This window comes from Pseudomonas sp. MWU13-2105, assembly GCF_023242315.1.
In the GTDB taxonomy this organism is placed as follows: Bacteria; Pseudomonadota; Gammaproteobacteria; order Pseudomonadales; family Pseudomonadaceae; genus Aquipseudomonas.
Genome location: NZ_JALLIY010000005.1, coordinates 101,791 through 123,529, shown reverse-complemented (window position 1 = coordinate 123,529; position 21,739 = coordinate 101,791). Strand labels below are relative to the sequence as shown.

At 61.6% G+C, this 21,739-nt stretch carries 18 protein-coding genes; 6 read left to right on the top strand and 12 right to left on the bottom strand.

The features are described from left to right. Nucleotide 1: 1 nt before the first annotated feature. Nucleotides 2–739, top strand: a complete 738-nt coding sequence (locus M5B96_RS08680) for a DUF2182 domain-containing protein (protein ID WP_248796273.1) — start codon at nt 2–4, stop codon at nt 737–739. On the opposite strand, the gene M5B96_RS08675 is transcribed toward M5B96_RS08680, so the two are convergent. The 4 genes from M5B96_RS08675 to M5B96_RS08660 form a co-directional block, all read right to left on the bottom strand. Next, a complete protein-coding gene (locus M5B96_RS08675) occupies nt 740–2,737 on the bottom strand; it encodes a hypothetical protein (RefSeq protein ID WP_248796272.1) in 1,998 nt (665 codons plus the stop codon). Between the two features lie 15 nt (nt 2,738–2,752). Then, nucleotides 2,753–4,432: an alpha-keto acid decarboxylase family protein gene (locus M5B96_RS08670; protein WP_248796271.1), complete on the bottom strand. Its 1,680-nt coding sequence runs from the start codon at nt 4,430–4,432 to the stop codon at nt 2,753–2,755. Continuing rightward, nucleotides 4,419–6,176 (bottom strand): flavin monoamine oxidase family protein, encoded by a 1,758-nt coding sequence (locus tag M5B96_RS08665; RefSeq protein WP_248796270.1) that lies wholly within the window; start codon nt 6,174–6,176, stop codon nt 4,419–4,421. The genes M5B96_RS08670 and M5B96_RS08665 overlap by 14 nt, the downstream gene beginning before the upstream one ends. A 161-nt stretch (nt 6,177–6,337) precedes the next feature. Continuing rightward, entirely contained in the window at nt 6,338–6,943 is a 606-nt protein-coding gene (locus M5B96_RS08660) for a glutathione S-transferase N-terminal domain-containing protein (protein ID WP_248796269.1), read from the bottom strand. A gap of 248 nt (nt 6,944–7,191) precedes the next feature. Here M5B96_RS08660 and M5B96_RS08655 point away from each other — a divergent pair, with 248 nt between their 5' ends. After that, complete coding sequence (locus tag M5B96_RS08655; protein ID WP_248796268.1) at nt 7,192–8,067, top strand: patatin-like phospholipase family protein; 876 nt, start codon at nt 7,192–7,194, stop codon at nt 8,065–8,067. A 14-nt stretch (nt 8,068–8,081) separates the two neighbouring features. On the opposite strand, the gene M5B96_RS08650 is transcribed toward M5B96_RS08655, so the two are convergent. After that, the gene (locus M5B96_RS08650) at nt 8,082–8,774 is read right to left on the bottom strand and encodes a YoaK family protein (protein WP_248796267.1); all 693 of its coding nucleotides are present in this window, start codon (nt 8,772–8,774) and stop codon (nt 8,082–8,084) included. A gap of 177 nt (nt 8,775–8,951) precedes the next feature. Here M5B96_RS08650 and M5B96_RS08645 point away from each other — a divergent pair, with 177 nt between their 5' ends. After that, nucleotides 8,952–10,598: a phospholipase D-like domain-containing protein gene (locus M5B96_RS08645; protein WP_248796266.1), complete on the top strand. Its 1,647-nt coding sequence runs from the start codon at nt 8,952–8,954 to the stop codon at nt 10,596–10,598. A 5-nt stretch (nt 10,599–10,603) separates the two neighbouring features. Here M5B96_RS08645 and M5B96_RS08640 read toward each other — a convergent pair whose 3' ends face one another. Next, on the bottom strand, nt 10,604–11,836 hold the full coding sequence (locus M5B96_RS08640) for an NADH:flavin oxidoreductase/NADH oxidase family protein (protein WP_248796265.1): 1,233 nt from the start codon (nt 11,834–11,836) through the stop codon (nt 10,604–10,606). Between the two features lie 78 nt (nt 11,837–11,914). Between M5B96_RS08640 and M5B96_RS08635 the strand changes: the two genes are divergently transcribed. Continuing rightward, entirely contained in the window at nt 11,915–12,340 is a 426-nt protein-coding gene (locus M5B96_RS08635) for a MerR family transcriptional regulator (protein ID WP_248796264.1), read from the top strand. A gap of 7 nt (nt 12,341–12,347) precedes the next feature. Here the strand turns inward: M5B96_RS08635 and M5B96_RS08630 are convergent, their stop codons facing one another. The 3 genes from M5B96_RS08630 to M5B96_RS08620 form a co-directional block, all read right to left on the bottom strand. Further along, on the bottom strand, nt 12,348–12,605 hold the full coding sequence (locus M5B96_RS08630) for a DUF2790 domain-containing protein (protein ID WP_248796263.1): 258 nt from the start codon (nt 12,603–12,605) through the stop codon (nt 12,348–12,350). A 63-nt stretch (nt 12,606–12,668) separates the two neighbouring features. Next, nucleotides 12,669–14,207: an MFS transporter gene (locus M5B96_RS08625; RefSeq protein WP_248796262.1), complete on the bottom strand. Its 1,539-nt coding sequence runs from the start codon at nt 14,205–14,207 to the stop codon at nt 12,669–12,671. Continuing rightward, a complete protein-coding gene (locus tag M5B96_RS08620; protein ID WP_248796261.1) occupies nt 14,204–14,374 on the bottom strand; it encodes a hypothetical protein in 171 nt (56 codons plus the stop codon). Before M5B96_RS08620 ends, M5B96_RS08625 begins: the two co-directional genes overlap by 4 nt. A gap of 102 nt (nt 14,375–14,476) precedes the next feature. On the opposite strand from M5B96_RS08620, the gene M5B96_RS08615 reads away from it, so the two are divergent. Then, on the top strand, nt 14,477–15,361 hold the full coding sequence (locus tag M5B96_RS08615; protein ID WP_248796260.1) for a LysR family transcriptional regulator: 885 nt from the start codon (nt 14,477–14,479) through the stop codon (nt 15,359–15,361). Between the two features lie 277 nt (nt 15,362–15,638). Then, nucleotides 15,639–17,720: a putative bifunctional diguanylate cyclase/phosphodiesterase gene (locus M5B96_RS08610; RefSeq protein WP_248796259.1), complete on the top strand. Its 2,082-nt coding sequence runs from the start codon at nt 15,639–15,641 to the stop codon at nt 17,718–17,720. Here M5B96_RS08610 and M5B96_RS08605 read toward each other — a convergent pair. The 3 genes from M5B96_RS08605 to M5B96_RS08595 form a co-directional block, all read right to left on the bottom strand. Then, nucleotides 17,717–19,162 carry a DHA2 family efflux MFS transporter permease subunit gene (locus M5B96_RS08605; RefSeq protein ID WP_248796258.1) on the bottom strand — a complete coding sequence of 482 codons (1,446 nt, stop codon included), beginning with the start codon at nt 19,160–19,162 and terminating at the stop codon, nt 17,717–17,719. The two genes, M5B96_RS08610 and M5B96_RS08605, sit on opposite strands and share 4 nt — an antisense overlap. Before the next feature lie 1,062 nt (nt 19,163–20,224). Further along, nucleotides 20,225–20,617 carry an MAPEG family protein gene (locus M5B96_RS08600; RefSeq protein WP_248796257.1) on the bottom strand — a complete coding sequence of 131 codons (393 nt, stop codon included), beginning with the start codon at nt 20,615–20,617 and terminating at the stop codon, nt 20,225–20,227. Nucleotides 20,618–20,839: 222 nt separating this feature from the next. Then, nucleotides 20,840–21,721 carry an SDR family oxidoreductase gene (locus M5B96_RS08595; protein ID WP_248796256.1) on the bottom strand — a complete coding sequence of 294 codons (882 nt, stop codon included), beginning with the start codon at nt 21,719–21,721 and terminating at the stop codon, nt 20,840–20,842. Between the last annotated feature and the right edge of the window lie 18 nt (nt 21,722–21,739).

Here is a 21,739-nt window from a genome sequence, read left to right as displayed (position 1 = left end):
GATGCCGAGTTACTTTCTGGTCGCGGCGCTGATCCAGGGCTCACGGCGATGGCTGACTCTGATCAGTCTGGTCGGGTGGGGCTGGTTGGCAGGCGGAGTGAGGGATCTCTCCGTTCCGGCGTTCTGCGGAAGTTGGCCGCCGCCGGGTTATACCGCGAGCCTGCAGGGGATTGAACAGGCATTGCTGTTCAATCCCCCGCTGGCGTTGTTGGGGGGCTGGACACTGATGCTGCTGGCGATGATGCCCTTGCTGCTGGCGCATCCCCTGGAGCATCTGTGGCGAGTCAGCCTGTCGAGACGGCGCTGGCAGGCGTTGGGTCTGTTCGTGGTTGGTTTCGGCAGTGTCTGGATACTGGCGGGAGCGGGGTTGTTGGCAATGACGGTGGGTGCCCGGGTGCTGCTGGGGGGCGAGCCGTCGCGGGCCCTGATCGGCGGCTTGTTGATCTGTTTGCTCTGGCAGGCTTCGCCCGCCAAGCAACGGTGCCTGAACCGCTGTCATCATCAACCGCGTATTTCCGCGTTCGGTTTCGGCTTTTTCAGGGATTGCCTGAAGTATGGTGTCGTCAGTGGCGCCTGGTGCGTGGGTTCATGCTGGGCATTGATGCTATTGCCAATGTTGGCCGAACAGGGACACCTGTTGCTGATGCTGTTGACCATGGCCTGGATGGTCCTCGAACGCTTGCAGCGCAACCGGGTCCCGCAATGGCGTTGGCCATTCCGGTTGCGCTTTTCACGTTGATCAGTCCGGCGCGGCACTGATGGTCGCGTTGCGCCAGGCATTCTGCAGTTGTTCGTCGAGCCGTGCCGGTATTGGCTTGCCCGGCTGCTGTTGCAGGCTGAGTTTCAGCCCGTTGAGCGAACGACCGCTGAGGCGATTGCCCGCCAGGTCTTCACGGAAAACCCTTTCGGCTTCGCTCGCCTTGCCCTGGGCCAGCAGCGCGTAGCCCAGGGATTCACGCAAGGTGTAATACCAGTCCGGTGGCTCGTTGTAGTTCAAGGCATCCTGGATGGCGACCGCCTTGCGCCAGGCGCCGATGATCTGTTCCTGGTTATTGCCCTGGAGTGACTTGAGATCGGTGGCCAGGGCTTGCGAAGGATCCTTGCCGAAGACCTTCGCCCCGGTTTCCCGCAGTGACGCCAGGTCGAGCTTGCCATGGCTGCTGTCCTGGGCCTTGTTCAGCAGGATCAGATTGGCGATGCGGAACAATTCCGTCGCCTTGTTGTTGCCGTAGTTCAGATCCGGTGTGGCTTTCAAGGTGCCCGTCACCGCCTGCCAGTAGCCTTTCAACGCATCGTTGGCGGCCGCGTTGTCCAGCCCGTCCCGGGCCAGTTCTCGATAGGCCTTGGCATAGGCGGCCATGACCCGGGTATACGGCGCGGTCAATGGCTGCCAATCCTTGTCGGCCTGGCTGCAGGTATCGTTGATGGTCTTCAGGCCTTGCTCGATCTTCGGTTCGATACGCGCCAGCGCGGCCCAGTCCTGGAAACGCACGGCGAAGTAATAGGGCACGGCATAGAAGTAGTCGGACTTGGTGCGGATCTCGTCGGGGTACTGCCGGCAGAGGAACTCCAGCGCCGAATACTGCGTGGTGTTTTCCACCAGTTCCTCAGCCATGTTCATGGCTTCGTTCTGGCGGCCCTCGATGGACAGGGTCCAGATCAGGAAGTGAATGTTGTGGCCCAGGTAATGCAGCGGGTAGGGGCTCTGCGGGCCGACCTGATGGGCATAGGCGCGATCCACCGAGACCGCCGTGTAGTTGGCGACGCTGGCCAGGGCGTTATTGCCGGTGCGCTGGTAGATGTGCGAGGCCATGTGCACCAGGTGCCCGATGGCCGGGTTCTGGTCGCGGAAGCGATTGGCCATGGGCAGCCCGCTGTCGGGGAACGGTGACTCCTCGATGGCGTGGATATAGAAGTGATTGGCGCCGGTATGCTGCTTGTCCTGCACCAGCACGCGGTTGAGCACCTGCAGCGCTTCATAGGCCGCCGGTGTCGGCTGGACCTCATTGGATACCGCCGCCTCGCCGTCCCACCATTTCCACGGGGTCAGGTTGAGCAGCGCGTCGGCGTAGAGGGTGGCGGCATCGAGGTCGTCGAAATAAGTCTGCGACAGCTCCTTCATGGCGTCGGCGTAGTGCCGTTTGCCTTCATCGTCGAGGCTGACCTTGCCGTCCTTGAGGGTGTAGGCGCTCAGGAACGCCTTGGCGTAATCGACTTCACGCTGCAGTTGCGCTTCGCTGAAGCGGGCCTTGGCGTCCGGGTCCTTGAGGCGGGCATTGGCATGTTCCAGGGCGATCTGTGCCGAGCGATAGGCCAGTTGGTCGCAACCGGGGGTGGCGTCGCTGTTGATATTGGAATTGGCCGACAAGGCAATGCCCCAATAAGGCATCGCCGAGCCTTCGTCGAACCGGCTGGCCTGGTAAAAAGCGCGGATCGCTTCGGAGAAGTTGAAGCCATATTGCAGGGCGATGCCCTGGCTATAGAAGGCTTCGACCTGGGCGGCATCCTTCAGGCTGACCATCGGGTAGCGTGTGCCGCCCAGGCCCGAGAGCAATTGGCCCTGGTCGGTGTCTTGCTGGCTGACGCATTGGTGCAGGACGTCGAGGTACGGGGTGTCGGGCGAGACCGGGGTGAAACGCTTCGGACCTTCGGCCGTTTCGGCGCCATGGGTATGGGCCTGGGCCACGGACAGGCCGGTGAGTAGCAGGGCAGCGACAGCAAGACGCAATACAGCCATGTAATGAATGCTCCTTCAGGACGCGAGTCGTTCGATCTGTGGCGCCAGGTCCTTTTGCGGGATGACCACCTGGACCAGCACGGTCTCGTCGATCACCAGCAGTTTGAGCAGCAGTTCGCGCAACTCACCCAGGGTCGAGACCTTGTAGCCCTTGGCGCCGAAGCCCTTGGCCAGGGCCAGGTAGTCCCAGCCGGGGAGGATGTCGAACGGTGCGAACTCACCGTGTTCCTTGAACGCGTTGATATTCACGAAGGCTTGCTCGATGGCATAGACCTCGTTGCTCATGACGAATACCACGGCGTTCACGCGATTGCGCACCAGGGTCGACAGCGACTGGCACATCATCATGAAGCCGCCGTCGCCGGCGACCACCAGCGGCCGGCGCTGGCCGCCCAGGGCCACACCCAGGGCGCAACCGGTCTCGTGACCAAGGGAGCCCCAGATGGCATCGGCGACAAAGCTGTTTTCCGGCATGCCCATGATATTGCTGGCGGCATACAACGCCGAGCTTTCACCGAGGATCAGCGCACTGTTGTCCCACAGGCGTTGTTCGCGGGCGAAGTCGGCGAGGGTGTCGAGGAAGCGTTCGTAAGTCAGCGGCGTGTCCGCGGCGCTGGTCCTGAGCAGTGGCGAGAGCGGCTCGCGTGGCCGCAAGGGGAGCGGGAAGTCGTCGTCCAGGCCGAGTGCGCTGGTCAGCGCGGTGAGGTACTGCGGCAACGGAACATGCGGGTAATACTGCAGCCCGGTGCGGGCCAGCTGGGTGTTGACCAGGATGATCTGGCCGAAATCCTTTTTCAGCAGTTGCAGGTAGTCATCGGTGAAGATGACCCCGATGGCCAGGATGCAGTCGGTCTGGTCCACCAGTTCCTGGGTCCACAATCGTGAGGCAGTACCGGCATAGGTGCCGATGAACTGCGGGTGGTTTTCGTCGACAACGGTCTTGGCTTCCAGTGAGGTGGTGAACGACAGGCCGCTGGCTTCGATCAGGTGCAGCGCCTGCTTTTGCAGGCCGAAACGGGCAATCTCGATGCCGAGCATGATCAACGGCTTTTTCGCTTCGCGCAGGCGTTTTACCGAGGTCTCGACCGCCGCGTCCAACGACAGCAGGTCACAGGCGGCCGGCACGGCAGAGAGTTCGCCGACGGGCTCCTCGCAGGGTTCGCCCCAGACGTTCTGCCAGGCTTCCAGATAGATCGGCCGGCGCTGGCTGATGGCGGCAACCAGCGCCCGGTCGATCAGTGCCGGCGCAGTACGGCTGTCGTCCAGCAGCTCGCAGGCGACGGTGATGTTCTCGAATACCTTGCGCCCGACTTCCAGGTCGCCGGTGGAGTGGTGGAACAGGACGTCCGCGGACCAGATGATCTGGCGATTCTTCGCCGACGGGCTGGCGCTGATGACCACCACCGGGTTGCGCTCGACATAGGCGCCGGCAATGGCGTTCACCGCGCTGAAGGTGCCGACACCGTATTGCAGCGACACCGCGCCGATCCCGGCGTAGCGGGCATAACCGTCGGCGGCATAGGCGGCGCTCATTTCATTGACTTCGCCGACCGGCTGGATATCGGTGGATTTCTCCAGGGCGTCCATGAATCCCGACACATAATCGCCGGGGACCTGGAACACCTTGTGCACTCCCAGTTGAAGGAGCCGCGCCAGCAGGTAGTCAGCGACAGTAAAGTCTCTACGTATTGCCATGGTCGATCCCCTTGTAGGCAAATTGCGTCACTTCATTCAATGTGTTCGCGCAATCCTTGCAGGCTGGGCGCTGGCCCGGTTCCAGGGCACAGCCGTCGGGGGTTGGCACCGGCAACAGGGCGTAGTGCTTGGATAACCAGGTCGGACGCTTGAGCCCGAAGAAGTCCTGGAGTGTCGATTCGGCCACGGTCAGGGCGCCTTCGACCCAGCCCTGGCCATAGGAGTAGGCCTCGCCGACGATATGGATCTGCTGGTTTTCCACTGGCCGGCGCATGCGGCAGATGATCTGGTCGAGCCGGTAATTGGCTTTCCATTCATGCCAGCCGCCACCGTACGGGTCGGCGTCCCAGGCGTGATAGACCGCCGAATAGGGACGCGGCAGTTCCACCTGGTCATGGACCTGGGTGACCTGCATCTGCGCCACCCGGACCATTTCGTCGCTGACCCTGAACTGGGTCCTGGGCACCACCGGCTCGGCCTTGAGCAGGCCGGCCAGGTTCGCGGGGGTGTGGCCAACGAACGGCGCGCCACCTTCCAGGCCTTTCCAGAACGGTACGGTGCCGATGTCGTTGTAGGAGGCCATCAGCAACGAGTTGAGCGTCGGCTCGCCGCCTTGCTGTTCGCATTCGGTGCCCATGTAGTAGATCTGCCGCACCGGCAGGTCGGTCACCGAACGCCCGGCCACCAGCCCGAGGGAGCGCCACCAGGGCTGTTCATAGGCAAGGAAGAGCTTGAACGCCGATTGCACCAGTACCGAGCCGAGATTGTCCTTGAGCCAGGGATCGCTGAAAAATTCCGAATCGATCAGTTCCAAGGCGCGGCGTGGCATGGCCAGGATGATTTTCTTCGCCTTGACCACCGATTGGCCGCCGCTGTCGCGGGTGCTGCCGTCCTCCGTGGTGGTGGTCTGGAAGTGCAGGCGGTAGGGAAAGTCGGCGTCCTTGGCGTAGGTGATGGCGGTCAGCCGCTGGTTCATCTGCACCCGTTGCTTGCCTGGCAGTTTGCCTGGCAGCTTGGCAAATTTTGCCGCGAGGGTCAGGGGCAGGCTCTGGAAACCCTTGGCCAGTGTCAGGAACTCGGTGGTGTCGGTGTACTCGGTGGCGGGCAACTGGGTCACGGCGCTGGCGTTGGCGACGTTGGCGTCGTAGCCGCCGGCGTCCTTCATGAACTGGTAACCTTCGTTGCTCATCACCCGATAGAGCAGGTCCCAGAAGCCATAGCGCCAGATTTCCTTGCCGAATACCGTGACCTGCATCTGCTGGCACAGGCTGAGCTTGTCGAAACCCGGGTACACGTAGTTCATCACCTTGACTTGCAGGTCCTCGGGGCAGAAGCCGCGCTCGGACCAGGCCAGGTCGTAGGGGATCTTTTCCGGGGCTTCGACGAAGTCGCGATAACGGAAGCGCTTGCCGCGCAGGTAAAACAGATTGTTCTTCGAATAGACCGGCTTCGGTGCGCCCATGGGGAAATCCTGGCTGGGCAGCTTGAGGTGCTTGACCAGGTTGTCCACCAGCACGTGGCCGTCGGGGCCGGGGATGTAGCGCATGCCGCCGACTTCGGCAACCACATTGGGCAGGCCCGGCAGATTGATACTGAACAGGCGTCCGCCGATCCGGTCGCTGTATTCGAACAGGGCGATATTTTGCGTATCGCCATGGACCTGTTGCAGGCGCCAGGCACTGTAGGTGCCTGAGACGCCGCCGCCGACCACGGCCACGTCAAGTTCCAGTTCTTGCGACTTCATGGCGAACTCCATTTCGAGGAGAAAGAACAACTGAAAAAGTCCGTTCGCGCCAAGTATTGTCGAGTTTTGGCGAAATGCCAGTTTGCCACTATGGCTGCGCCTCGGCGGTCGGCTCACTGACCGCCGAGGCGCTGCAAGAACGTATTAAAGGGTGGAGGGAATCAGGTTGCCGGGGTGCTCAGGAATATTTCCAGGTCTTCGGCATAAGCGGTGAATTGTTGCAGATGCGGATAGCGTGTCGCGGGGCATTGCTCGGGGAGCATCATCTTGCTGAAGCTCCAGGCAACCGCCAGGCTGATGCCTTCCTGATGAATCGTGCCGTTCTGCGGCAGCGGCTGGCGCGCCAGTTCGTGCTCGATTTGCGTGTAGGCGGCGTGCAGTTGGCCAGCAACCCGTTCGAGCCAGGGCCCGTGCTGTTTTTCCGCCGGGCGCAGGTTCTTCTCATAGACGATCTGCACCGATTTTTCACAGGCCGCCAGGGCCAGCCCGGTCAGGCGCAGCCCGCGCACCTGCTCGGCCAGGCTGGCATAGGTCGGGCCAGGGCCGGCGATCAGCGTCAGGTACTCGATGATCAGCCCGGAATCCATCAACACTTCACCGCTGTCGCAAACCAGGGTCGGGGCCTTCACCACCGGGTTGATCTGCGCAAAGCGCTCGAAGTCGCGAAACACCGAGATCGACTGGTGTTCGAAGGCGATGCCCAGGTGCTTGAGGGTAATGGCGACCCGACGCACGTAGGGAGAGTCCAGCATACCGATAAGCTTCATTGATCTTGTCCTTTTGATACGGTGAGGAAACTTGGCAGCTCCTATCGCTTGGGCGGGTCACTGCGTTGGACACGCTGGCATCTTGAAACTTCATGAGCAATGCGATTTCAAGGAGAGGAAGGGGCCACGGTCTCCGTTCGCGTGCAAGTACTGGAGTCCTGACCGAATACTAGTTGGCTATCTCGTTGTGTTTCAAGCTGCCAGCTATGCTCCTGTATGACGGTCATTGAGTACGAGCGAGGCCTGCCATGCATGCTGTCAAAACTGCCCTCGTGCTCGCTGGAGGCGGCAGCCTCGGCGCTGTCCAAGTGGGTATGCTCAAGGCCCTGGTGGAAGCCCGGGTGAGCTTCGATCTGGTGATCGGCGCCTCGGTCGGAGCCATCAACGGCGCCTACTTTGCCGCGCGGCCGACCGCACAGGGTGTGGCGGAGCTGGCGGATTTCTGGCGCAGTTTGCGCAAAGGTGATGTGTTTCCCTTGTCGTTGCTCGACACCCTGGGGGCACTGATCAATCGGCGCGGCTTTCTGTTGCAGGCCACGGCGCTGGAGCGACTGGTCAAGCGAGCGTTGCCCGTGGCACGGATCGAAGACACGGTGCTGCCACTGCATATCGTCACCACCAACCTGCTGACGGGGGCTGAAGAGCTATTGTCCAGCGGCAGTGCGGAGCAGGCGCTGCTGGCCAGCGCGGCGATCCCCCTGGTATTTCCTTGTGTGAGAATTGGCGACAAGCTGTTGATCGACGGTGGCGTGGCGAGTAATACACCGATTGCCAGTGCGGTCGACCTGGGTGCCAACCGCATCGTGGTGGTGCCGACGGGTTTCGGCTGCGCCTGCCCGCAACCGCCTGCCGGCCTGGTGGCCTTGGCACTGCACACGTTGAACCTGATGAGCATGCGGCAGTTGGTGCGTGACATCGAGCTCTACGCGCACCGGGCAGGTATTCACGTGGTAGCGCCCTTGTGCCCCTTGGGGATCTCGGTCTTTGACTTCAGCCAGACCGACGCCCTGTTGCAGCGTGCCTATGAGCAAACCTGCGCCTGGATCGAAGAGGGCGGGCTGGTTCGTACCGGGGTGCCCGATTCATTGCAGGCTCACACTCATCCAGCGGCGCACGGGCACTGAGGAGCAGGCGCTAGTTACGGCTTGAGCCGGTCGCCGCGGTAGACACCCAGGCAGACGCCCACGGCGACCACCACCGGCAGGATCAGCGCCCATAAGCCCCAGGCCAGATAGAGCAAGGCGGCGCTGACGCAGCCTGAGGCAAAGGCCAGCAGTGTCGAGCAAATCGGTTTCAGACGTTGTTTGATGATTGCCCGTTGCTGTATGTCGCGCTCGGTCCACAGGGCGAACGCATCGACTGCGAACTGGGTGACGTTGCCCGTCATCAGCGTGGTCGGCGGGGTGCCTTTCATATGCTGGCGGGAAATCGCGTTCTGGATGGCCATGGCGGTGACCCCGGTCATGCCGGTGATCAGCGCTGTCGTACTGTCACCGTCGGTAAAGGGGCCCCAGAGAATCGCCAGCAAGGCAAAAGCCGCGAGCAACAGGGTATGGGTGACCAGCAGCAGACGTAGCGGTGCCAGTCCTCGTTGATGGATGGCCACCGCGGCCAGGTGCGTCAGCCCCACCACCAGCACGAACACCGGCAGCGCGATCAGCTTGGGCAATGCGCCGGAGGTGCCATGGACAATGCTCACGCCCAGGGTGACGAAGTTGCCGGTGACATGGGCGGTGAACAGACCCTGCAAGGCGAGGAAGCCCAGGGTGTCGACGAAGCCGCCATTGAAGCTGAGGGCCGGCCCTACGCTGGGGTGCAAGGGTGATTCCATGGCATGTCCTCTCTGGTTCGGGCGTAGACGTTAACCCGGCGCTTATCGCCGATCAAGGTAGCGCGGTAGAAACCTCGGGTGGAAAATTTCATGTTGCAGGCCGGCACGTTAATCGCCTGGCGTCATAAAAATTCGCTACGCTCGAATACCTCAGCGGACTTCCCAAGGATGTGATGCATGCGCGTACTTCAGAGCAATGCCCAGGACGATTTTCGGGTCAAGGCCTACGCCGGGACCAGTGGTGTGTTACTGGCCATCGACCTTGCCGAGTCGCGGCGGGCCGGCCTGCTCGGTTTTGCCATCGAACGCCAGGAGGGCACCCAGCCCTGGGAGTTCCTGTTCAACAGCCTGACGTTCCCCGGCAAGGCACATACCTTCCCCCAGTACCACGCGACCCCGAGCAATCTGGCGCCGTTGCAGAAATTTCGTTGGGCCGATTACAACGTCGAGCCCGGGAGCACCTGCAACTATCGGGTGTACCTGGCCTACGGCACGCCTGATGCCCCGCAACTGGGTGAGTCACTGGCGTTGACGGTGACCACCGACAATGGCCTGCCCAAGGGCCAACGGGTGATCTTCAACCGTGCGGTGGCGGCCAGCCAGGGTTTCGAACGCAAGTTTCCCGACCTCGACAAATTGATCACCACCCAGAAAAACCTGCCCATCGAGGCCTGGCCCGCTGCCGCGCGCCTGTGGCTGGAAAACGGCCTGCTGGAAGAACTGCTCGGTTTTATCGCCCGGGCGACGGATGCGCAGTGGGGCCTGGATATCGCCATCTACGAGTATCAGTTGCAGGCGATTGTCGATGCGGTGAATGCGGCGCAGCAGCGCGGTGTGCGGATTCGCGTGCTGTACCACGCCAAGGTCGGTGATGAGGACACCACCCTGAACGAGCAGAGCCTGGCGCCGATTCCGGCCGAGAGCAAGCGCGGGCGGGTCACCAGCAATATCTTCCATGACAAGTTCATCGTTCTCAGCCAACGTGATGCCGGTGGCGAGTACCGGCCTGAAGCGGTGCTCTGCGGCAGTACCAACTTCACCGCCAACGGCGTGTATCGCCAGGCCAATGTGGTGCATGTGCTTGAGGACAGCCGGCTGGCCAATGAGTACACCCAGGTCTTCGAGGAGATCTGGGCCGCGCCGGCGGATGTGGCGGCGACTCGCAAATGGATTACCCAGAACAATCCCATGGACCCGAGCCAGCCGCTGTTCGTCGGGTTTTCCCCGCGTACCGGCCAGGGCGATCTGAAGGAGTTCGTGCAGATCATTACCGCGGCGCAAAAGGACGTGCTGTTCGCCACGGCCTTCGCCTTGCCCCAGGAAATCCTCGACGCCTTGCTCGGCAAGCCCCATGACGATGTGCTGCGTTTCGGCCTGCAGAATACCGCCAGCAGCATCTCCGGGATTCACGCCGACCGTACCGACGATTTCGTCGCCACGGCGTTGCTCAATACCGGTCTGGAGGGGTGGATCAAGGAAGGTCTCCTGGGCCAGAAGGGCAACCTGCTGGTGCACACCAAGGCCATCGTCACCGACTTCACCACCGATGCCCCGACCATTATCAGCGGCAGCCACAATCTCAGTGTCGGCGCCAGCGACGGCAATGACGAGAACTACCTGGTGATCCGTGGCGACGTCGATCTGGCTGATCGTTATGGGTTGGAAATCCTGCGCTTCTACGAGCATTACCGGTTCCGCTATTACGCGAAGAAGCTGGAACTCAAGCAGGTCCAGCCGTTGTCGCCGGACAACAGCTGGAGCGATGGGTATTACAAGGAGGGTGATTTGAGAATGCTGTCGCGGTTGCGGTTTTCCGGGCGCTAACGCGATCAGGTACTCAGGTTTTTCATCGCCGCGCGATACTGCTTCGTCCGCCGCCCGATAAACAACCGATCCAGCAGCAGCGCCCACGCCGCCGAAACTTCGGGGTGAGGGCGCTTGCCCTTGCTCAGGCGCTGCAGTTGGAACTTGACCACCGCCATGCTCGCCAAGGCTGCCAGCGGCTTTTTCTTCCAGAGGATCGGCGGCAGTTGCGGATGGCTGTCGCGGCCTTCGCGCCAGTGCCGGGGCAGGTACGGATCCACCGCCAGCGCAGTGGCGATACCGGCCATGGCGATGCCGCTGTCCAGCACCTGCTCGACGATGGGCAAGCGCCGGATGCCGCCGGTGACCATCACCGGCATTCTTGCTACCTTCGCCAACTCGCCGGCCATTTCCATGAAATAAGCTTCCCGCGCCAGGGTCCGGCCATCCCGTGCTTCGCCTTGCATGGCCGGGGCCTCATAGCTGCCGCCCGAGAGTTCGATCAGGTCCACCGGCAAATCGTTGAGCCATTCGATCACCTGGCGGGCATCGTCGGCGTCGAAGCCGCCGCGCTGGAAGTCCGCCGAGTTGAGTTTGACCGCCACGCAAAAGCTCGGCGAGACCAGCGCCCGGACCGCCGTGACCACCGACAGCAACAGGCGTGCGCGATTTTCCAGCGAGCCGCCCCAGCGGTCGCTGCGCCGGTTGCTCAGCGGCGAGAGGAACTGGCTGATCAGGTAACCGTGGGCGGCGTGGATCTGCACCCCGCTGAAGCCCGCTTGCTCGGCGAGACGGGCACTGGTGGCGAAACGCCCGATCACCTCGTCGATGTCGGCTTCGCTCATGGGCCGAGGCTCGGCGAACATCTTCGAGAACCCACCCAGGTCCAGCGCTACCGCGGACGGTGCCCAGGCGGTCTGGCCGAGATTGGCCATGGTCTGGCGCCCGGGATGGTTGATCTGCATCCAGAACTGCGCGCCCTTGGCCCGGCCGATGGCGGCCCACTGGCGGAATTTATCCAGGTGCCGCTCATCTTCCAGCACCACACCGCCTGGGCCGGTCATGGCGCGACGGTCGATCATCACGTTACCCGTCAGCAGCAAACCCGGTTCGCCGTCGGCCCAGGCACGGTAGAGTTCCATCAGTTGAGCGGAAGGCGCGTTATCCAGGTCGGCCATGTTCTCTTCCATGGCGGCCTTGGCGATGCGATTCGGGATCTGGACGCCATTGGGCAGAAGCAACGCTTGAAAGGGTGACATGCTTGACTCCGGGGCAGTGGGGAGTTCAGGCTAAGCTTAAACTTAACTTTAATGTCAAGCGTCCATTCGAGGCCTTTTATGAAGATCGGTGAACTGGCCCTGCGCAGTGGCCTGGCGGCGTCGAAGATCAGGTTCTATGAAGCCCAGGGATTGATTCGCAAGGTGCAGCGCCAGGCCAACGGCTACCGTGAGTACCCGGTCGAGGTATTGCAGACCTTGTCGATCATTCAATGCGCACAGCAGGCGGGTTTCAGTCTCGAGGAGTTGCGGGCCTTGGTGCCGGTGGCCGAGACCGGGGGCTTGGGCCATGAGGTCATGGTCGACAGTCTGGAGCGCAAGATCGAGCAGATCGAAGCCATGCAGGCGCGCCTGGCCCATAGCAAGTTGCAGTTGCTGGGGATCGTCAACAGCATCCGCAACCGGCCCGAGGGGGTCAGTTGCTCGGACAATGCCGAGCGGGTACTGGCGTCGATCCAGTCCCCGCAACCAAGGCCGCCACTGTAGGGGCCTGTCAATTTTCGTTGTTGCAATAGTTGCCGAAGGCTTGGTAACGCAGGGTGTGAACCGTGCCCTGATGGTCTTCGTAGGTCATTTCCCGTGGGCCGATGCCGCAGTATTGGGTGTCCGAAGTGGCGAGGACCTTGGCGACATCCAGGTGAGTCGAATAGCGGTAATCCTCGACTTTGGGGTTGTCCTGCTCAGCGGCGCTGGCGAGGCTGGCAATGCTGCTCATGGCGATCAGGGTCAGGGTAATCAGGACATTTTTCATGATGGGGCGCTCATTTGGGCTGCTGAATAATTTCAGTGCCCGTACGACGAGCCCCGTACGGGTTTATTCCCCGGCCAACGAATAGGGTCGGCTGACGGGCAGGGGGTGGCGCATCAGACTGCCCACCACCAAGGCTCCCGACAATGCCAGCAACCCCGCGACCCAGAGCACCGTGCCAAAGCCGCCGACGAAGGCCGCACGGGCCAGGGGCTGGACCACCTCGCGCGCTGATTCCGGCAGCGTTGCCATGGCCGCCGGCATGTCACCGGCGACCACCCGCGAGGCAATCGCCCGGGCCTGATCGAGCCAAGGCGCGGCGTGCGCGCCGAGGCTGGCCTGGAGCAATTGCTCGGTATGGCTGGCGAGCAAGGCACCGAACACACCGATGGTCAGCATGATCGCGCTGAAACGCATGGTGGTGCTCATGCCCGAGGCCATGCCGGCCCGTTCCCGGGGCACGCAGGCCATGATGTTCTTCTGGGTGTCGCCGTTGAGCAAGCCGGCACCGGCACCGGTCACGGTAATCGCCAGGGCGAACGGCAGATAACTGCCGCTGCCGACCGCCCAGGCGCTGAACAGGTTGCCGCAGCCGACCAGGGTCAGGCCGCAGGCCATCATTGTCGCCGGGGCAAAGCGCGAGGCCAGGCGAATACCGACGCGTGGGCAGATCAGCATGGCCAGGGCGAACGGCAGCATGCCCAGGCCTGAAGCCACGGCGGAAAAGCCCAGGCCGTTCTGCAGATAGAATGGCAGTAGGGTCATCATCACCTGGGCGCAGCCGGCATAGGCGAACATCCCCAGCAAGGCGCCGATAAATCGTGGATGACGGAACAGTTGCAGGTCGACCATCGGCCGTTGCTGTACCTGTTCGATAAACACGAAGAGTCCCAGCAGCGCGGCGCCTCCCAGTAGTCGGGCGTAGGTCAGCGGGTTGTTCCAACCGATGCGATTGGCTTCGATCAAACCCCAGATCAGGCACAGCAGCGCGCCGCTGAAGGCCAGGCTGCCCCAGGGATCGAGGCGCGCCGCCAGGCTGTCGCGGGACTCCGGCACGGCGTGGCGGACCATCGCCATCAGCAACAGGCCCACTGGCAGGTTGAGGTAGAAAATCCAGCGCCAGCCCAGGTACTGGGTAATCAGCCCGCCAAGCGTCGGAGCGGCGGTCATGGCCACGCCCATGCACGCGCCCCAGAACGCCCAGGCCTTGGCCCGCTCGGCCTCGTCGTGAAAGACGTGGCCGATGGAGGCGAGGGCGGAGGTCAGCAGCAGCGCGGCGCCGACGCCCTTGATGGCGCGGGCGATATCGAGGAACAGGCTGTCAGGGGCCGCGCCGCAACCCAGCGAGGCGAGGATGAACAGGGTCAGGCCACAGAGCAGGGTTTTACGCCGGCCGAAGCGGTCGGCGATGCTTCCTGCCGGCAGCAGCAGGGCAGCGAAGGCCAGCATGTAGGCACTGACCACCCATTCGATATCGGCGAAGTTGGCCCCCAGGTCGCGGGCAATGCTCGGCAGGGTGACGGCGACGATGTTGGTGTCGAGGACAATCAGCGAGCAGACGCCGGAAGCGGTCAGCAGCGTCAAGCGCGGGCTGACCCGGCTCATGGCTGGGCCTGCGACGGCAGGGCGGCGATGGCGTCCTTGAACCGCGTGCGGGGCAGCTCCGGATCCAGGATTGCCTTGTGGGCAATGTTGGGGGATGAATCGGCCGTTGCCGCCAGTGGCAGGCTCAGGCAAGCATAGGACAGGAGGTCAGCGGATTTGACGGGCATGGTGCAAGCTCTCTACTGTGGCGGTAGAAGAGCTTATCGTGGGTCGCGCGCGGCTTTGTTAGGTGAGCTTCCGAACTTCATTACCTTTGAACTAATGCCTGTATGGAGATTCGTCATTTCCGTTATTTCCTGGCGGTGGCCCGGCAACGCAATTTCACCCGGGCGGCCGAGCAGCTGGGTATTGCGCCGCCGACCCTGAGTCGACAGATCCAGGATATGGAAGCCGCTCTCGGCACCCGGCTGTTTTTGCGCGGGCAGCGCGAGGTCAGCCTCACTGAAGCCGGTGCGGCGTTGCTGCCGGAAGCGGAGGCGACGGTGCGCCAGTTCGAGTTCGCCCAGCGCAATGCGCAGCGGGCCGGGCGCGGTGAAGTGGGACATATCGAACTCGGCTATGTGGCGTCGGCGGTGTACTCCGGAGTGTTGCAGCGTCAGGTCAAGGCCTTCAGCCGGGAGTTCGCCGAGGTCAGTCTCACGACGCGCGAGAGCCCGATGGCGGTGTTGCCGGGACTGATCGCCGAGGGCCGTTTCGATATCGGTTATGTGCGCTCGCCGATGTCCTTGCCCGAGAGCGTGGACGCGGTGCGCCTGAATGCCGAGGGGTTTGTGCTGGCCGTGGCGGACGATGCCTGGTTGTGTCGTTTGAAACAGATCACTGCCGAACATTTGCAGAACGAAACCTTTATCCTCCCGGAGCAGATCAGTGGCACCCTGCAGGTCGCCGCCGAGGGCGGTTATGCGCCGAAGCTGGGGCCACAACCTGGCGGGCTGGTGGCGGTGATCGCGGCGGTTTCGCTGGGCCAGGGCGTGGCGGTGGTGCCTGAGTCGGTGATCGGGCATGTGAACCTGCCGAATGTGGTGTATCGACCGATCCACGGCTGCGCGGCGAGTTCCTGGTTGTCGCTGATCCATCGGCGCTTCGAAAAGGCCCCGGCCGTGGCGCGTTATATCGAGCGGGTCAAACGTGAGTTTCCCGCGCAAGGGTGCTGATCAAGTTCCAGGAGCGGAGCGACTCCCCCATGATCGACTATCCTCGTTGAGGTGACCGGCGGGTCTAATGATGTCGAGGTGGTCTCGCTTGCGCATCCCGCATAAAGCGTGCCGTTGGTCGGTCTTCACAGGGCGCTCAGCTGTACGGCGAGCGGGTCCTCCTGAATAATGGCAAGTAGCCAATATTGCGCCGTGCGCTCCATGGGGACGCCGGTGCAATCCGCTGTTTTTTCACCGAGCCCGGGGCTTGCCCGGTTCGATGTTTCAGAGATTCGTCATGCTCATTGGTAGCTATTCTCCCGTACTGGCCTTCATTTCCCTTTGTGTGGCGATCCTGGCCTCTTATACCGCGCTGGACCTGACCGGGCGTATTGCCACGGCACGTGGTCGGGCGGCATACCTGTGGATGGCTGGCGGCGCCCTGGCGATGGGCGTGGGCATATGGTCCATGCACTTTATCGGCATGCTGGCGTTCAAGCTGCCCATCGCCTTGGCCTTCGACGGGCCACTTACGCTGCTGTCGCTGTTGATCGCGATTCTTTCCAGCGGCTTCGCCCTGTGGCTGGTCAGCCAGCCGCGCCTGCCGGCGCTGCAATTGGCCTTGGGGGCCCTGGTCATGGGGGCCGGCATCAGCGCCATGCACTATTGTGGTATGGCGGCGTTGAAGATGCAGCCCGGCATCGATTACGACCCGACCCTGTTCGGTGCCTCGCTGGCGATTGCCGTGGGCGCCTCCGCGGCGGCCTTGTGGATTGCCTTTCGCCTGCGGCGCAATACCCCCTACGTGCGCCTGGCCCGCAGTGGGGCGGCGGTGATCATGGGCCTGGCGATTGTCGGCATGCACTACACCGGCATGGCGGCCGCCAACTTCAGCCAGGGCAGTTTCTGCGGGGCGCTGGGCAGCGGCTTGTCCGGCAAGGGCCTGGACAATCTGGTGCTGGTGACCAGCCTGGCGGTGTTGTCCATCGCGCTGTTGACCTCGCTGCTCGATGCGCGGCTCGAAGCCCGCACCGCCGTGCTGGCCGACTCGCTGAGCCAGGCGAACCAGGAGCTCGTCCAGTTGGCGTTGCACGATACCTTGACCGGCTTGCCGAACCGGGTGCTGCTGGCGGACCGGATCGACCAGGCGATGCACAAGGCCACGGCCGAGGGCGGTTGCTTTGCGCTGATGTTCATCGATCTGGATGGCTTCAAGCCGGTCAACGATGCGTTCGGTCACCATATGGGCGATCAGTTGCTACGCGAAGTCGCCCTGCGTCTGCGTGAGGACCTGCGCAGCCAGGACACCCTGGCGCGTATCGGCGGCGATGAGTTCGTGCTGCTGGTGCAACTGGCCGAGCCGGACGATGCGCTGCAAGTGGCCTCCCGTCAGGTCAGCCTGATGTCCCTGCCATTTCGGGTGGCCGGTCACGATCTGCTGATTTCCGCGAGCCTCGGGATCGTGCTGTACCCGGGCAACGGCCAGACCGCCGAGGAGCTGCTGATGAACGCCGATGCGGCGATGTATCACGCCAAGGGCGCCGGCAAGAATGGCCACAGTTTTTTCGACGCATCGATGAACAACAACGCCCTCAAGCAATTGCAACTGTTGCAGGACCTGCGCCAGGCCCTGGAACAGCAGCAGTTCCGCCTGTATTACCAACCCAAGTTCGATGCCCTCAAGGGCACGCCGGTCGGTGCCGAGGCCCTGTTGCGCTGGGAGCATCCCGAGGAGGGGCTGTTGCTGCCGGACAAGTTCATCACCCTGGCGGAAAAGACCGGCCTGATCATCCCCATCGGTGACTGGGTGCTGAACGAAGCGTGTCGACAGATGCGCCTATGGTATGAGCAGGGTTACCAGCACTGGCGGATCGCGGTGAATCTCTCGGCCCTGCAGTTTTGCCATGCTGGCCTGGTCGACAGTGTGGCCGGTGCCCTGGAGCGGCATCAGTTGCCGGCCAACAGCCTGACCCTGGAAATCACCGAAACCACCGCCATGAATGACGCCGACGCAAGCATGGCGGTGTTGCAGCAGCTCTCGGACATGGGCGTGGACCTGTCCATCGACGATTTTGGCACCGGCTATTCGAGCCTGATGTACCTCAAGCGTCTTCCGGCCAACGAGCTGAAGATCGATCGTGGCTTTGTCCGCGACCTGGAGCATGACAGCGACGATGCGGCGATCGTCTCGGCGATTGTCGCCCTGGGGCAGGCGCTGGGGTTGCGGATCGTCGCCGAAGGGGTGGAGACCGATATGCAGCAGAACTTTCTCACCCGCCTGGGGTGTGACTCCCTGCAAGGTTACTTGCTGGGGCACCCCTTGCCGGCGGAAAGATTCATGGCCGATATCGATCGACTCAAACAGCAGGCCGCGAGCTAGGCCTGGACACCGTCCAGGTGTTCACTGGTCTTGCTGCGTATCATCGCCGCGGCAAGGCCGGCGCCCAGCGCGGAAAACAGCGCGCCCACCAGAAAGGCACTCTGATACCCGTCGTTGAGGGCTGAGAGAACCGGCGCGCCTGCCGCCAGATGCAGTTCGCTGCGCGCCGCGGCCAGGCTGGCCAGTGCCGCCAGTCCCAGCGCGCCGCCCATCATGAAGGCCGTATTGACCACGCCGGACGCCAGTCCCGACTCGGACGGCGCGACATCATTCATCGCCGCCAGCAGCAGTGGGTTGAATGCGATACCTGCACCCAATCCCAGCAACAGCATGCCCGGAAGGACGTGGTGGAGGAAATTGCCATCGACCGGGGCCTGGGCGAACAGCAGCAGGCCGAGGGTCGCCAGGGCCAATCCGACGGCCAGGGGCAGGCGAATGCCGAAACGCATCACCAGCCTGGCCGAGATCCCCAGGGAAAAGATCGCCATGATCAGGTTCGCGGGCAGGAACGCGAGCCCCACCTCCCAGGGCGTGTAGCCCAGCACCAACTGCATGTACAGCGCCGACAGGAAGAACCAGGCAAACATCGCGGCGGCCCAGAGCACACCAATGATATTGGCGATGGCCAGGTTGCGCAGGCGGAACAGGCGCAAGGGCATCAGCGGTGCTTTCACCCGGGTCTCGATGACCAGGAAGGCCAGCAGCAGGCCGGCGGCAATCAACAGTTGCGCAACGGTGCGCAGCGACGTCCAGCCCATCTCGTTGCCATTGACGATGGCGTAGACCGCCAGCATCAGCGAGGCGGTCACGCTGAGGGCGCCGGCCACGTCCAGATCGCGGGACGGGTGCCGGTTGAGGGTTTTCGAGAGCAGGCGCAGGGACAGCGCGATGACCAGCACGCCGATGGGCAGGTTGACCAGGAAGATCCAGTGCCAGCTCAAGGTGCTGGTGAGCAGGCCGCCGAGCAGGGCGCCGAGGCTGCCGCCGCCGGCGCAGACAAATCCATAGACGCCCATGGCCTTGGCCCGGTCGGCCGGCTCGCTGAACAGGTCCATGATCAGCGACAGGGCCACGGCGGTGACCACGGCGGCGGCCAGGCCTTGGAAGGCCCGGGCCCAGATCAGCGTTTCCTGGTTATGGGCCAGGCCACAGGCCAGCGAGGCCAGGGTGAAGAAGCCGATGCCGAGCAGGAACAGGCGTCGATGGCCGTAGAGATCACCCAGGCGCCCGCCCAGTAGCAGGAAGCCGCCGAAGGTCAGCATATAGGCGTTCACCACCCAGGCGAGGGAGGTTTGCGTGAAGTGCAGGTCGGTCTGGATCGACGGCAGCGCGACGTTAACGATGGTGGTGTCGAGCACGATCATCAGGACCCCGAGGCACAGGACGATCAAGGCGAGCCAGCGGTGGTCCGACCCGGCAACGGGGGAGGCGGGTGCTGTCATGAGGGGGGATCTCTCGTGTGAGGGCCGGCGAGTTTAGGCCGCGGGCAAAGGGCGGCTCAATAGAGAGAGTGTAGGAAGGTTGTGAAGGGAGCAGAGGGACGGACTGATGATTGGAGAGTGGATATTGAAGAGCGTGTCGCCCAGCGCATCCTGGCTCAGCGCAATATCACCACGATGGGCCCTGGCGATTTCTCGAACGATAAACAGCCCGAACCAGAACCGGTAGCAGGCCCAACAACAACGCAATGACAACTCTCACCGTTCATGTCCTCGTGTTTCAGGTTGTGCTGTTTGGCAGTTTCCATGCGGGCATTCACACGTTTTGCGCCGCCATGTCATCCATGAAGTCGCTTGTAGCAACCTCGGGCAGCAGGATAGCAAGGTGGGTTGTTCACGTCCGAATCTTGTGCCCGTGATGACCTGGAGTGCAGCGCATGAAACATCAGCGCCTGAGGCGCAACGGACGGGTGTTGTGTTGCCTTTTCGCGTCAGTGATCGCGGCGACACTTTCCTCAATGGGGTCATATTCGAAGTGAACGTCTCACTGCGTGCGCTTGTTTTTCCCTTTTGATGAGGTGCCTTTACTGACAGAAAGCCTCGTGGAAAAGAACTACAAATCTAAAGCGCCATTATGGAATGGATCCGGTGGCGCGCGCGAAAGAGTTGTTGGGCAGCCGTGGTTTTCTGTACGAACTGGCTTGCCGCCTGGAGGGCTGGGCAGAGGTTGAGGTGCTGCGTGTTCAGCTCGAGGGGTACTGCTATGAGTCTCAATCCGACCTTGAGGACTTGGCAGAGGCTCTCGAGGTCTTTGAGGGACGGCAAGGAGGAGCCGATGACAGCGCGATTACCTGCTGATCGACTATGACAACATCGTTCGCCGGTTGCTGCAGGGGCACCACATCGCATTGATCGGGCGCCGGGAGCTTACAGTGAATGGTATCGTTAAGACTGCTAATGGCAACGATAAGAACGTAGCTGGCTTGCCGGCGGAGTGGTTTGCAATGAAACGTGAAATTTGCGAAGCAGATGCTCCACTGTAAACTGACCGCGTTGAACGCCTAGTTAGGCCGAACCAAAATACCTACAAATGCAAAGCACTGCCGAAATGGACAGTACTAAAAGAGTTGCAAGAATGCCGGCGTTACGGCCAAATGGATTGTTGTTTGTAAATGAAAGTGCATAGCCATGCAGAATACGCCCAGCAAATAGTACTGAGCCGAGTGCGTGTAGTTGCCATTGCGGTGAGCCGCTTAACTCTAGAAACCCAATCAGGACGAGCGCCAGTGGAACGTACTCAGCGAAATTGCCGTGCCCTCTAATGCGCCGAAACATGACGGGATTGCCGCCGTCGCCAAGACTAGGACTGCCAGGAGCTATTCTTCCAATAATTACTCGGATACTGAGTGCGACGAACCAGATTGCAAGAAGACCGCTATAGAGAAGTGTAACTTTCATTATATGCTCATTGCCCCAAGAGGGGGGTGACTAGTGGCTAAAATTACTCGCTTCGAAGTGTTATGCAGTCCGCGTAGTGGCCGTTAGCGCTTAGATCTTCGCTCTTTCAATTGAGCAGCGTTAATCGGAACTAAAGAATTGCTACTGGATGCCTCTCGAGGAGTAATGCGATTATGATATGGCTGAAACAGGGCAAGAAATAGTTTGCCCTGATACTGGAAGTTACGCGTCAGCGCCACCTAAAATATTGTCCAGTTGCATTTCTTTTAAAACACGGTCTTGAATGGGTTGCTTGGCAGCGTTAATTTCATCAACCCCCCAAACCATGCCGACCGTTGTGCGTGTAGGACGTTTGCCAGCAGGCATATCTGCCAGCGCTAAATAAGTATCTACGACCAATTGTGGATCTGGTGCTTGGTCAGACTGCATAAATTTCGCGAATTCTGCGAACATGGCGGCAGGTATCTTTGCTAGTTCACCATAGCTGTCCAGCACGTCAATACGGGAAGGCTCTTGCCCTCCTGTACTTAGACCTGTAGGGAACGGGCCTGGTTGCACGATGGCAACATCAATACCGAAGGGTGCCACTTCGTAACGTAAACCTTGGACGTAGCCTTCCAAAGCATGCTTGGTGGCGGCGTATGTAGAGAAATACGGCGCCGAAATCTGGCCGACCATTGATGAGGTGTTAATGATCAAACCGGACTTGGCTTCCCGCATAGCGGGTAAGACAGCCTGTATAATGCGCATAGCGCCATAGTAGTTGGTTTCCATCTGTTCCCTGGCTTGGGCAATACTAAATGCCTCCGTAATACCAAGGTACATTACGCCTGCATTGTTAATCAAAATATCAATCTTGCCCGCTTTGGCCAGCAGATTTGAAATGGCTGTTTTGACGGATTCGTCGCTGGTGACATCCATATCTACAACGTGGATGAGCTTGCTATACGCTTCCAGCTCGGTCTTGACTGCCGCGTTCTTGCCTTCTGTGCCACGCATGGTGGCGAACACTCGGTAGCCCTTATCTGCAAAGTCTTTCACTGCTTTTAGGCCAAATCCACTGCTGCTACCTGTGATGATTACGTTTTTTTGTATATCACTCATATTTTCTTTCCTGCTGGG